The sequence below is a fragment of the Psychrobacter sp. Rd 27.2 genome, from assembly GCF_001921755.1.
Lineage (GTDB): Bacteria > Pseudomonadota > Gammaproteobacteria > Pseudomonadales > Moraxellaceae > Psychrobacter > Psychrobacter celer.
The window spans coordinates 475,428-488,513 of sequence record NZ_MRYB01000001.1 but is presented as its reverse complement, the minus strand read 5'-3'; the positions used below and the strand labels follow the sequence as shown (position 1 = coordinate 488,513).

The 13,086-nt window shown below is 47.7% G+C and carries 11 protein-coding genes; 4 read left to right on the top strand and 7 right to left on the bottom strand.

Annotated elements, in window-relative coordinates:
* Positions 1–161: 161 nt before the first annotated feature.
* From ruvB to BTV99_RS02025, 5 genes are all read right to left on the bottom strand, one after another.
* Complete coding sequence (ruvB, locus tag BTV99_RS02045) at positions 162–1,145, bottom strand: Holliday junction branch migration DNA helicase RuvB (RefSeq protein ID WP_075100664.1); 984 nt, start codon at positions 1,143–1,145, stop codon at positions 162–164.
* 175 nt (positions 1,146–1,320) lie between these two features.
* Positions 1,321–1,941: a Holliday junction branch migration protein RuvA gene (gene ruvA, locus BTV99_RS02040; RefSeq protein WP_075100770.1), complete on the bottom strand. Its 621-nt coding sequence runs from the start codon at positions 1,939–1,941 to the stop codon at positions 1,321–1,323.
* 199 nt (positions 1,942–2,140) lie between these two features.
* Positions 2,141–3,178 (bottom strand): class II fructose-bisphosphate aldolase, encoded by a 1,038-nt coding sequence (fba, locus tag BTV99_RS02035; protein WP_075100769.1) that lies wholly within the window; start codon positions 3,176–3,178, stop codon positions 2,141–2,143.
* 502 nt (positions 3,179–3,680) lie between these two features.
* Positions 3,681–4,067 (bottom strand): hypothetical protein, encoded by a 387-nt coding sequence (locus BTV99_RS02030; RefSeq protein ID WP_075100663.1) that lies wholly within the window; start codon positions 4,065–4,067, stop codon positions 3,681–3,683.
* A gap of 281 nt (positions 4,068–4,348) precedes the next feature.
* Complete coding sequence (locus tag BTV99_RS02025) at positions 4,349–5,551, bottom strand: phosphoglycerate kinase (RefSeq protein ID WP_075100662.1); 1,203 nt, start codon at positions 5,549–5,551, stop codon at positions 4,349–4,351.
* Between the two features lie 458 nt (positions 5,552–6,009).
* Between BTV99_RS02025 and BTV99_RS02020 the strand changes: the two genes are divergently transcribed.
* Positions 6,010–6,339 carry a TraR/DksA C4-type zinc finger protein gene (locus BTV99_RS02020; protein ID WP_075100661.1) on the top strand — a complete coding sequence of 110 codons (330 nt, stop codon included), beginning with the start codon at positions 6,010–6,012 and terminating at the stop codon, positions 6,337–6,339.
* 84 nt (positions 6,340–6,423) lie between these two features.
* Here BTV99_RS02020 and BTV99_RS02015 read toward each other — a convergent pair whose 3' ends face one another.
* Together BTV99_RS02015 and BTV99_RS02010 are read right to left on the bottom strand one after the other, a co-directional pair.
* On the bottom strand, positions 6,424–7,104 hold the full coding sequence (locus BTV99_RS02015) for a thiamine phosphate synthase (RefSeq protein ID WP_075100660.1): 681 nt from the start codon (positions 7,102–7,104) through the stop codon (positions 6,424–6,426).
* A gap of 134 nt (positions 7,105–7,238) precedes the next feature.
* Entirely contained in the window at positions 7,239–8,327 is a 1,089-nt protein-coding gene (locus BTV99_RS02010; protein ID WP_075100659.1) for a serine hydrolase, read from the bottom strand.
* A 412-nt stretch (positions 8,328–8,739) separates the two neighbouring features.
* Between BTV99_RS02010 and BTV99_RS02005 the strand changes: the two genes are divergently transcribed.
* The 3 genes from BTV99_RS02005 (at position 8,740) to BTV99_RS01995 (ending at position 13,078) form a co-directional block, all read left to right on the top strand.
* Positions 8,740–9,375 (top strand): response regulator, encoded by a 636-nt coding sequence (locus tag BTV99_RS02005; RefSeq protein ID WP_075100658.1) that lies wholly within the window; start codon positions 8,740–8,742, stop codon positions 9,373–9,375.
* A gap of 90 nt (positions 9,376–9,465) precedes the next feature.
* On the top strand, positions 9,466–11,235 hold the full coding sequence (locus BTV99_RS02000) for a PAS domain-containing sensor histidine kinase (RefSeq protein ID WP_075100657.1): 1,770 nt from the start codon (positions 9,466–9,468) through the stop codon (positions 11,233–11,235).
* A gap of 130 nt (positions 11,236–11,365) precedes the next feature.
* On the top strand, positions 11,366–13,078 hold the full coding sequence (locus BTV99_RS01995) for a sigma-54 dependent transcriptional regulator (RefSeq protein ID WP_075100656.1): 1,713 nt from the start codon (positions 11,366–11,368) through the stop codon (positions 13,076–13,078).
* Positions 13,079–13,086: the final 8 nt, after the last annotated feature.

The following is a 13,086-nucleotide window of genomic DNA, read 5'->3' as shown; positions in this document are numbered from 1 at the left end:
CCTACGCCGACCTATAGGCTATCCGATATGACAATTTTTCATTGAATGACTTGATAGCGACATCTCTGATTTAAACGAAGAAGCGCCACCTTTTAATCAACCAAAAGGCGGCGCTTTTTGTATAAAGGTGTTTTGGCCAGTTTTATATCATCTCATCTGGCCTATAACATCTGGTCAATGGCCATCTGCGTCAATACGCGGCCACGAGCCGTACGTAAAACGTAACCTTGCTGAATCAAATACGGCTCGATGACATCCTCAAGCGTGCCGCGATCCTCTGCCATTGCCGCCGCTACCGCCTCAACCCCTGCCGGCCCTCCATCAAAGCGCTCTTGCAATATCTCGATATAGCGTCTGTCCAAATGGTCAAGACCGCGCCTATCGACCGCCAGCATATCCAGCGCACTGCCTGCTATCGCGCCATTGATACGGCCATCGCCTTTGACCTCGGCATAATCACGTACACGGCGCAACAAACGGTTGGCAATCCTTGGGGTGCCGCGTGCACGGCGCGCAATCTCGACCGCACCGTCTTCACTCATCGGCACGCGCATCAAGCGCGCCGCTCGTGTCACAATGGTAGTCAGATCTGCGATATTATAAAACTCTAACCGCTGAACGATACCAAAACGATCTCGCAGAGGTGAAGTCAAAAGCCCCGCGCGCGTGGTCGCTGCTACCAGCGTAAATGGCGGCAAGTCCAGCTTGATAGAGCGTGCTGCAGGCCCTTCACCAATCATAATATCCAGCTGAAAATCTTCCATCGCAGGATAGAGTATCTCTTCGATGACGGAGCTTAACCGATGAATCTCATCGATAAATAACACATCACCTTCCTCTAGATTGGTCAACATAGCAGCCAAGTCACCAGGTCGCTCAAGGACAGGCCCCGAGGTTGAACGCAGGTTACCACCCAGCTCGCGCGCGATGATATTGGCCAGAGTCGTCTTACCTAGCCCTGGTGGCCCAAAGATAAGCGTATGATCCAACGCTTCATCACGGCCGCGCGCCGCTCCGATAAATACTTCCATCTGCTCACGCACGACAGGCTGGCCAATGTACTCTGCCAGTAGTGCTGGGCGAATATTTGCGTCAGGCGCATCACCGGCGCCCTCTAGCGGATTAATTAAACGATCTTGCGTCATAGTTTTTTCATTATATTAAAAATGTGAAATCATACAAAACATCATAAAGCACCAGCGCACGAAAGCACAGACGTAAACAAAAATAAGCGACAATCGATGTCGCTTATCTTAAGTCAACTATGCTAGGTCGCTGTCAAGCATATTCGGCATACCCTAATTAATAATAAAAACTGCCTTAAAAGCCTGACAACTGCTGCAAAGTCGCTTTTAGTAAGCTTTGCGTATCAGCAAACGTATCTCCACTACGCTTAGCCGCTTTAATCGCTTGTTGCGCTTCTTTTTCTTTGTAACCTAGGCTGATAAGTGCGCCCTCGACCTCAGCGATGATGCTGCCTTCGTGAGAAGCTGTGGTTACCTGCGTTGGCAGCTCTAACAAATCATTGTCGACTTCGATATTTTTTAGCTTGTCTTTGAGCTCAATTAATAACCGCTGTGCGGTTTTCTTGCCAATCCCTGGGATACGCGTCAGTGCACTCTCTGACTCTTGCTCGACATGCATCTTAAGCTCGGCGGCCGACATAGCAGATAGCATCGCTAACGCCATTTTTGCCCCCACACCATTGATTTTGATAAGCTGACGAAACACTTCGCGCTCTTTGCGATCGATAAACCCATAGAGCAGCTGCGCGTCTTCGCGCACATGCAAATGCGTCCAAATACGAGCCTGCTGATCGAGCTGTAACTGACAAAATGACGGCAATGGTAGCTCGATATCATACCCCACGCCAGATGCGGTCAAAATACATGCCGTTGGTGCCATCAGGTACGCGACCTGCCCTGTAATCAGTCCAATCATCATCCATTACCTATCATTATAAAAAATAAACCGCGCCATACTCTACGCTTAATACTCAATATTTTGGTTTAAAAACGCCTATGCAAAAACGTACACGTAAACCTCTTGCGCTTACACCCAAGCATTTAGAGAAAAAAAGGCGTTTGCATATCGATATGACAAACGCCTTCTTTGATAAGCTCAGCCCTACTTGTCAGGCTTAGTTATAAAAATCAACCATACCTTCAAGACTGATTGGGCGAATCTTGTGCGCTTGACCAGCAGAACCAAAGGCCTCAAAACGGTTGGTACAGATGTCAGACATCGCGACCATAGAGGCTTTGAAATATTTACGTGGATCAAACTCACTTGGGTTTTCTACCAAAAACTGGCGGATAGCGCCTGTGGAAGCCAACCGCAAATCGGTATCGATGTTTACTTTACGCACACCGTGTTTGATGGCCTCGACGATTTGCTCAACTGGCACGCCGTATGTTTCACCGATATCACCGCCATTTTCGTTGATGACTTTGAGCCACTCTTGCGGCACAGAGGACGAGCCATGCATGACCAAATGCGTGTTTGGGATACGGGCATGAATCTCTTTGACGCGCTCGATAGATAGGATATCGCCTGTCGGTGGACGTGTAAACTTATAAGCACCGTGACTGGTACCAATCGCAATGGCGAGTGCATCGACATTGGTATCTTTGACAAACTGCTCGGCTTCGTCCGCACTGGTCAATAGCTGTTCATGGTCCAACACGCCCTCTGCTCCTGAGCCGTCTTCTTCACCCGCCATGCCAGTCTCAAGGCTACCCAAACAGCCAATCTCACCTTCGACAGAAACGCCGCACGCATGCGCCATCTTGACCACTTCGCGTGTGACGCTAGCGTTATAATCGTAATCCATTGGGGTTTTGCCGTCTTCACCCAGTGAGCCGTCCATCATCACCGATGAAAAACCAAGCTGAATAGAGCGTTGGCAAATGGCGGGCGACATACCATGGTCTTGGTGCATCACCACAGGAATATGCGGCCACTCTTCTATAGCAGCGATAATCAGATGACGCAAAAACGCCGAGCCTGCATATTTGCGAGCGCCAGCACTGGCTTGGACGATGACCGGTGAGTCGCAGGCGTCGGCCGCCATCATGATTGCACGCATCTGCTCTAAATTATTGACATTAAAAGCAGGCACCCCGTAATTATGCTCGGCAGCGTGATCTAGAAGTTGACGTAAGGATATTAAGGCCATAAAACGCTCTCTGATTAAAATTTTGGATAGTATGTAAAATAGCTTTTGAAATGATAGCAGCAACATAGCGCTGCCTATATGACTCGCCCAAAGCTGTACACTCAATGATGTCAAAACTGCCCGTCTGGCAAAACCATTGGCAACTGGCAATAATAGACGCTCATTATCGTGCGCTGATTATAGCAAAAATTGCCTTGTCTTCGTAGCGGTTGCCTGACTATTTATTTTATGACGGATTGACTACAAAAAAATGCTTGTAGCGTTTCGCCATCACCATACAAAAAGCCTTGGCAATCGCCAAGGCTTTTGTAGTATTTTGAGGGCTTATAAAGCAGCTATTTTATGAGACAACCATTATAGGGCAGTCATAAAAAACTGCTTATTTAGCGAGCTGTACATCAATCTATCAGTAGTCAAACAGTGATAAAAAAGGTTTGAACCGGTCAAACGATGCTTATTTACTAAGCGACTAGTTTTGACAAGCTACTGATTATCGAACCTATTAGTACTGCTGCTCAGCATCAACTGCGACATCATTTGCGCCGTCAGCCACTGCATTTGCGCCATCAGCTACCGCTTCGGCAGTGTTTGCTACTGCTTTGTTGGTACCATCAGCGATTGCATCACCTGTGTTTTCTAGAGCGTCTGTCGCAGCCGCGCCAGCAGTTTCAGCGCTTTCGGCGACTTCAGTGCCAGCATTTTGAGCAGCAACTTCTGCTTCTGCAGCAGCAGCTTCTGTCTCTACAGCGGCGGCTTCAGTGTTGGCTGCGACATCATCACCGGCAGACTCAACAGCAGCTTCAGTGTTCTCTTCTGTTTGTTGGCTACACGCAGTGATAGCAAAAGTACCAGCAAGTACGCTAGCAAGTAACAAATGACGTTTTAACATAATAAACCTCTCGTAAATAAAGCATGTCAAAATACATGGTTGCGCTATTTTATAGAGTGCAAATAAGACATGCAATAATAATTTTCAGTGTATAAACAAATAAATACGACTTAATAATAATCGGCGACCATCAATACCGAAGTCTGTCATACAGAACACTATGAAGTCTGTCATACAGAACACTATATTGATGGCCATCCTCTTATTTCCACAGCCTACCTTAGATGATTCATCATGGTTGTACGTCTAGTGTTACTAACGTACTAAGTAACGTTAAAGGTTTACGCGTCTATTTGCAGGGCAGCAACTGCTGGCAGCACCTTGCCTTCAACAAATTCTAAGAAAGCGCCGCCACCTGTAGACATATAACTGACGCCATCCGCCACTTGATATTTATCAATGGCAGCTAGCGTATCACCGCCGCCTGCGATAGAAAACCCAGCGCTGTCTTTGACCGCTGCGGCCAATATCTGCGTACCCTGTCCAAAAGCATCCACTTCAAAAACTCCAACTGGACCATTCCATAAAATGGTCTTGGCATTGATGATAGCCTCAGCCAATTGCTCAGCGCTTTTTGGGGCGATGTCCAAGATCATGTCGTTGTCGCCGATGGCATCGACCGACTTAATGGTCGCAGTGGCTTGTTGTAATGAACCAGTAAAATCGGCAAAGTCAATATCGCCTTTATCAGCCACCACCACAAACTCAGGCAATAAAATCTCAGTTTTGCTCATAATATCGCGAGCGCTATCGATCAAATCCGCTTCATACAATGATGCACCAACGCTATGACCTTGCGCCGCCAAAAATGTATTGGCAATACCGCCACCAACGATGATTTGGCTACATACCTCAGCTAAGCTATGCAGCACTTCAAGCTTGGTCGATACCTTTGAGCCACCCACGATAGCCAGCATCGGCTGAGCTGGTGTCTCTAACGCCAAACTTAGCGCATCAAGTTCTGCGGCCAACAACGGCCCTGCGCAGACCTTTTTGCCTGCTTGGTGCATGGCTTGAGTGACGCCCTCTGTCGATGCCTGCGCGCGATGCGCGGTACCAAAGGCATCCATCACAAACACATCGCACAAATCTGCGTATTTTTTTGCCAAAGCAGCTTCGTTTTTCTTCTCGCCTTTGTTAAAACGGACGTTTTCTAGTAGCACTACTTCACCTGCTTTGATAGACACGCCTTGAGTCAGATAGTCAGTGTCTAACCGCACAGGCGCAGCCAGTTTGTCGCTAAGATAATCAGCGACCGGTGCCAATGAATAAATGGCTTCAGGGCTGCCTTCGGTTGGCCGCCCAAGATGTGAGCAGACAATCGCAGCCCCGCCTTTTTCTAGCGCCATCTTAATGGTAGGTAAGCTTGCTTGTAGGCGCGCATCACTGCTGACTTTGCCATCTTTGATTGGCACATTTAAGTCTTCTCGAATCAATACAACCTTGTCCGTTAAGCTCAGCTCACTCATACGCAAAAAATTCATTAACTGCTCCTCTACATCATCTATTGTTAATCTACAGTGGACTGCTCGATAAGCCCTACTACCACATATTTATGGTCAATTCTAAATAAAACTGACACCATCGATACGATGCCGCACTATGCCGCCTGAGTGGTAGCGCTCAGGCCGATCAAAAACACTCTAGTAAGAATTTGTGGCGGTGTATTCTAGCAGTTTTCTGCCACGCTCTCCTATCAAAGCGTGGATTAAATATTACTCAGCAGACAATCACACAAAACCGGCTCGACAAACTGATGATAAAAATCAGTATTTTATAAAACCAGTAACATTTCGTGGTGGCACTCATGGATTGCGCTGTTTATGATAAACCTACACTATGATGACCTTAGGCTAGACCAGAATAAACGCAGGCTCTGCCAAACACAGGCGCTAGCCTAACTGTTTAGTGAATAATAACAAAAACCTACTAGGAGAAAACCATGAGTATCGATCTAAAAACAGCAAAACAAAACCTATTAAAACTCAAAGAAGAGTACGAAACTCGCATCGACAAAATCGAAGAACATATCCAAAACCCACAGGACGACCTCAATGAGCACTGGGAAGACCAAGCCATCTCCTACCGTCAAAACGACATGCGAAAAAACCTCATGGCTGAGGCGCGTCAAAGTCTAATTTATGTAGAAAACGCGCTAAGCCGTATCGAAAACGGCAGTTATGGAGAGTGCGAAGTATGCGGCGAGCCAATCGAAGAGCAGCGCCTAGAAGCTCTGCCCTATGCTACGTTATGTATGCAACACGCCAAATAGCGAATGGATTTTGACTTATCCTTGTGACTTATATAGTTAACCTACTTTAGGGCGATTTTATATTGGATTGACGATACTTGGCCATCAGGCCTTTACGTCACCGGCAGCGGCATGCCACTTTGCAAACGCTTGCTGCCACTGCTGACAACGAGGTGCTATCTGCGCAATAGGCAAATCCATAATATCTCCAACGACAGCCACATATTTGATGGGCAAACCTGCCAGCGCGCCGACATTCTCAGCACTTAATCCGCCTATCACGCAGATATCGATGCCTTGCTGGCAGCCTTCTTTTAGCTGCTGGTACGAGATGGTATCGGCTTTGGGCTTGGTCGTAGAAGCAAAAACAGCACCCATGGCCGCATAGTCTGCGCCTTGCTGCTTGGCTTCTTTGACCAGTGCCACTTGTCCATGACACGTACGACCGATAATCTGATCCGGACTTATTTGGCGCTTGGCATCGACCATCTTGCCATCTTGCTGACCTAGGTGTACCCCAACACCGAGCTTGGCCGCCAGCGCACTATCATCATTGATCACGACTGGTACCTGATATCTGCGTGCCAGCTCGACGATTTGCTTGGCTTCTGCCAACAGTGTTGCCGCACCATCTGGCAATGCCGCTGTTTTTTTACGGCGTACTTGCAGCAGACCGACCAGCCCTGTTGCCAGCGCGGCCTCTAGCTTTTGATAGAGTCGCTCAAACTCATCGTCGTTCGTCAGTAAATAAAGCTGAGGTACGACAGCCGATTGCAAGTGATTCATACCACGAGTATCCTTTTTGATATAAAAAAGGCCGTTATACGATATAACAGCCCTTTGAATTATTTTACCTGTCTATTTTTGCTCTATATACTTGCGTATGTGTGTTTGTATACTGACATCAATGTCATCCGCACTTATACAGTACGACGCGTGGCCAAGCTGTTTAAGATATTTTTGGCATCGCCCCAGCGCGTGGCTGAGCTGTTTGCGCCCAATATAACAATAATGGCTGGACGGTTATTGACCCTCGTTTCCATGACCACACAGCGCCCTGCTTCATTGATAAAGCCGGTCTTTGAGATACCAATAGGGTAGCCACCCTCACGTACTAAGCTGCTGGTATTATTGGCTTTATATGTGCGGTTGCCACGAGAGTAATTTGATACAAAGAAATCATAGCTTTTGGTGGTGGAGAAGCGGCGAATCACATCGTAGTTACCCGCAGCGCGCACCATCTTGACCAAATCATTTGATGACGCCACATTACGCTTGTCAAGACCCGTTGGATCACCAAAAAAGGCAGTCGTCATACCCAAATCTTGCGCTTTGCGGTTCATCGCTCGCATAAAGGCACTATATCCACCTGGATAGTTACGCGCCAGACTCTTTGCGGCTGGGTTTTCTGACTTCATCAAGGCCATGAGCAGCATTTCGGCACGGTTGAGGCGATCCCCTACTTTTAGACGAGAGCTTGCGCGTTTGGGGCCGACGAAGTCTTCTGCGTCTAAGGTAATCTCTTCACGCATATCCAGACCGGCATCTAGTACCACCATCGCGGTCATGACCTTGGTGATACTGGCCATTGGACGGGCAATATCCGCGTCTTTTTCGTAGATAGACTCGCCTGTTTCGGCATCAATCACAGCCACACTACGCGAGTCTGTGCTGATCGGAATCATATCACTACTGCCAAAGGCGCCGCGATAGGTGGTGTTGTAGCGATTGCTACTGGTATAGCTATTATTGCTGCTGCCAAAACTGTTGGCATTGGTGATATTGGTGGTGCCATAACCGGTATCGACTTTTTTGATAGCAGAGCCTGTCGATTTGTACATAATCTTACGGGCTTCAGACAAGCTATCGGCACCGCCCCAGCTGATACGCGCGCTAGATTCTGTATCAGCGCTACCATTAATCGTAAGTGCAGCTTGTGCCACACCACCCAAACTCAGTGAAATCATGGCAGCGATCAGTTGCTGTTTGGTTAATGGTAGTTGCTTCATTGTGCCTCCTGCTGTCGCTATCACGCCAGATACATACGATCTGACGCCAAAAACGTTCATAGCGTTTATGAATAGGTTTGTAAGTACTCGTATAGAGTTTTTGTATTTTTAGTGTATCATGGTTTGCTTTTAAGTTTAATGTACCAAGCTGATTTAATGGTTTATTTTGTCCCAATTCAAATTTTGCTACAACCACTTTATATTATAGAAACATTGGTTCACATTTCAGCAATATATTTTAACCCAAAGCATGGCAATTATTCAAAATTTGATATATTAAACAACAACATCCACATAATATATTAGCAGTATTTTACATCGTCAAAAACTAAAAAATAACTTAGACAGTTTTTTGTCTGTGATTTATGCTAGGCAGTATCCCTTCTTCTGACAAATAGTAAAGAGTATAGTGATGATTAAAGTATTGGTAGTCGATGATCATGATTTGGTACGTATGGGTATCAGCCGTATGTTGTCAGACAGTGCGGATATTGAGGTGGTCGGTGAGGCCGATAGCGGCGACATGGCGATCAAAATGGCCAAACAGCTGCACCCTGATGTGGTATTACTCGATGTCAATATGCCCAATATTGGCGGGCTTGAAGCCACCAAACGTTTGGTCCAGCTAGACATGGGTATCAAGATTTTGGCGGTCAGCAGTATGTCGGCGCAGCCTTATCCTTCTATGCTGATCAAAGCTGGGGTTAACGGTTATATCACCAAAGGCACACCCTTAGACGAGATGATACGGGCAGTAAAAAAAGTCTATCAAGGGGGCCGCTATTTTAGCCAAGATGTCGCAGAGCAGCTAGCAGACGTCTTGCTATCAGACAATGCCAGCTCGCCCTTTGATTTGCTCAGTGATCGCGAAAAACAAGTAGCGATGATGGTCGTCAACTGCCAAAGCCCGCAGCAAATCGCGGACCAGCTGTTTGTCAGTGTCAAAACCATCAATACGTATCGCTACCGTATCTATGAAAAAGTCGGGGTCGATAGCGATGTCAAACTGACACATTTAGCGATTCGTCATGGTCTGATTCAGCCATAATCTTCGCCTACTTGCCTGCTCAGTAAGTCAACCAGCTAAGCCAGTCAGCACTGTAAGCCAGCAAGTAAGATTGTCCATGACGGTACATTTATGAAACCTGCTATTCGTTTTGTCTCGACCATCACCCGCTCAGCGCCCCCCAATGACACCCTGCCATTGCCGCAGCTGCGTAAATTAGGACTGATTTATAGCAGTTATCGCTTTGCTGTGAGCTTGTTTTCTATGCTCATGGTCTATATCACCGCGCGCGCTGATAGCGGCGCGTCTTTGCCCAGTTTTTTGCAACAAACCACCCTGAGCTTTTATGTACTGCTTAGCATGATATTGCTCGGTTTGTTTTATGTGGTCAACAAACACATGCGCCAGCAGCTGGCTTTTGGCTTGGCTTTGGATGTCATCATCTTAAGCTTGCTGCTTTATACCGCAGGTGCGCCTGATTTGCAGTTGACCATGCTATATATGGTAGTGGTAGCGGCAAGCTTTATGCTACTTCACAGCTCTCAAGCATTGATCATCACCTTACTGGCGATTATTTTTGTTATTTATCAGCAGTTTTTTTATGCCATTGCCAATAGTATGAGCTTGACCAACTTAGGCGATGCACTGCTGATGTCTGCCAGTTTTTTGGCAGTGGGTGGCTTGAGCTGGTCTATCTCTCAGCGTTTGGTGCAGTTAGAAAAAGTGGCCGCCCGTCATGCCAAGGAAGTCGAGCGCCTAAATGTCATCAACCAAGAAGTCATCACTCAAATGGTCAATGGCGTTATTGTCATCGATCAGGCGCATATTGTGCTGGCAAATCTTGCCGCGTATCAGCTGCTCAGTATCCCTCATCGTCCATCACTCACCTTACCTACTACCAGCAAAAGTCATACGCCAAACGATAGGCGCAGGCTCGATAGCGCATCTGCTGCCCAATTAGCAGATTTTGAAGAGCAACTTGACGAGCAGCATCCACAGCTGCTTCAAGCCTGCTTGACTGTCGCAGCAGGACAGTCGCGTACCTTTACTTATGACTTACCTGCCGTGGCCAATGTATCGGTGTTTGGCAAGCTACGTGTACAGATTATCCCTCTAAAAGACGGCAGTAAGCTGGTCATGCTCGAAGATTTGCGCCGTGAGCAAGCCAACGCTCAGCAGCTAAAACTGGCGTCTTTAGGACAGCTGACGGCCAGTATTGCTCATGAGATTAGAAACCCACTGGCCACCATCTCACAAGCCAGCCAGTTGCTCATGGAGGACGTCGTAGAAATCTGTCACCCACCAGCAAATAACATGACAAGCCCTGCCCCTGATTATAGTGATGAGCACATCGCAGCCAATCATGAGCTGTATAAAATGATATTTTCGCAGACCAAACGCGTCAATCGCATTATAGAAGACATTCTAAAGCTGTCGCGTCAGCAGCAAGCAAACCAGCAGCCCATCGTACTGGCCGAATGGATGCCTGCGTTTTTAGAAAACCATTTTCAGGGCCATGACGTGTTTTTGCGCGTTAAGACCCAGCCGACCATCTCCTTTGACACCCACCAACTAGAGCAAGTGTTGATCAACTTAATCAACAATGGTTTGCGTCATAGTAGCTACGCCCACCCTCATGCCTTTGTGGAAATCGAGATTTATTGTGCAGATAACGATGTTATAATCGATATTTTAGATGGTGGTACTGGGGTCCGCGAGCATGACTTACCGCACCTGTTCAATCCGTTTTTTACCACAGATCAAGCAGGGACAGGACTTGGGTTGTATCTATCACAAGCCTTTTGCGAAGCCAATCAAGCTCGCTTGCTATATGTGCCTGAACACACAAAAACCTGCTTTCGCCTCATCGCACCTGCCATCAATGCCCGCACCCATGTATAAAATGCATTGGTACGACCTTACTATTTGTGTACCAATACCGCACTGATAAGCTGAGCATTTGTAAGTACTTAACTGCAATTGTGATAGATGCTTTGATAATTTTTCGCTACCGAATACGATGAGATGATGTATGACAAAAACCGCGCTAGTCGTTGATGATGAAGTAGATCTGTGCCGATTAATGCAAATCACTTTAACCAAGATGGGCATCAAAAGTGATGTGGCTTATACATTGTCACAAGCAAGAGACTACTGGCAAGAGCGCGCGTATGACTTTTGCTTAACGGATCTCAAGCTCCCTGACGGCTCAGGGCTGGAGCTGGTCAAAGAAATCAGTGGCAGCACCAACACGCCCATTGCCGTTATTACCGCGCACGGTAGTATGGATTTGGCCATCGAAGCCCTCAAGCTTGGCGCTTTTGATTTTGTCAATAAACCACTTGAGCTGCCGCGCCTGCGCCAACTGGTCGAAAATGCCCTTAAAGTCACTCACCAAGGTGACGACCCCGAGGCCGCGCCTGAGTGTACCCCTGAGCAAAAACTTCTCGATAGTAGGCTGATCGGCGACTCAGCGGTGATGCTACCACTGAAAAACACCATTTTAAAACTGGCGCGCTCGCAAGCACCGGTGTTTTTATCAGGGGCGTCGGGTACGGGTAAGGAAGTGGTCGCCAGACTGATTCATGACCTCAGTCCACGCCGTGATGGTAGCTTTGTACCTGTGAATTGCGGCGCCATACCCTCCGAGCTGATGGAGTCAGAGTTTTTTGGCCATAAAAAAGGCAGCTTCACGGGCGCGGTCGCTGACAAACAAGGCCTGTTTCAGCAAGCCAATGGCGGGACTTTATTTTTAGATGAAGTGGCTGACTTGCCGCTAGCGATGCAGGTCAAACTACTGCGCGCCATTCAAGAAAAAACGGTAAGAGCCATCGGTGATACCAAAGAGATACCTGTCGATATCCGCATATTGTCTGCAACTCATAAAGATTTATCCCAGCTGGTGCAAGCTGGCACGTTTCGCCAAGACCTCTACTACCGCATCAACGTCATTGAATTAAAACTACCGACGCTCAACGCGCGCCGTGATGACATACCTGTACTAGCGACACACTTTTTGGCCTTGATCGCTGAAGAGTGGCAATTGGAGACGCCGCCTTCACTGACGGCAGCCGCCTGTGAGCGTTTGCAATATCACGACTTTGCAGGCAACGTGCGCGAGCTGCGTAACCTACTTGAGCGTGCAGTAACCCTAGCAGAAACGCCAAATATTGATGTCAACCATCTGGGCCTGCCAGCGTTGACGCCGGCGGAGACAGAGCCGCAAGCGATGAGCTCAGTTATGCAAGGCACAGCACCAACAGCTGAAACACCTGCCGCCCGCACTCATCCTGCTTCAGCAGACACGCTTTTGCCAAGTCCATCGGAACAAATGGTGCCCATAGACAGCTCAGCAGCACGCGATGAGAAGGGGCAACCTACCCAAGCCCCGACTTCGGCCAGCAACTTGCATCCTTATCGCACCCATACTCAGCACTACCCTTCTGTCATCAAAGGTGCGGCGGCCAATCACCCAAAAACGGCGCAGGGCGACAGCGCCGAAAACATAAAAACGGCCAATCAGGCCGTACAAGCGCCAAACGAGACAAAAAACATCAACAATGCAGGCTTACCCGCCCAAGGCTTAGAGCATTATTTACAAGCGCAAGAAAAACAGCTGATCATCACCGCACTAAAGCAAACAGGCTGGAATAAAACCCAAGCCGCTGAACTGCTGGGCACGACTTTTCGCTCTTTACGTTACCGCATGAAAAAACTAGAGATCGATGAAGACCAGCTGGAATAAGGACCAGA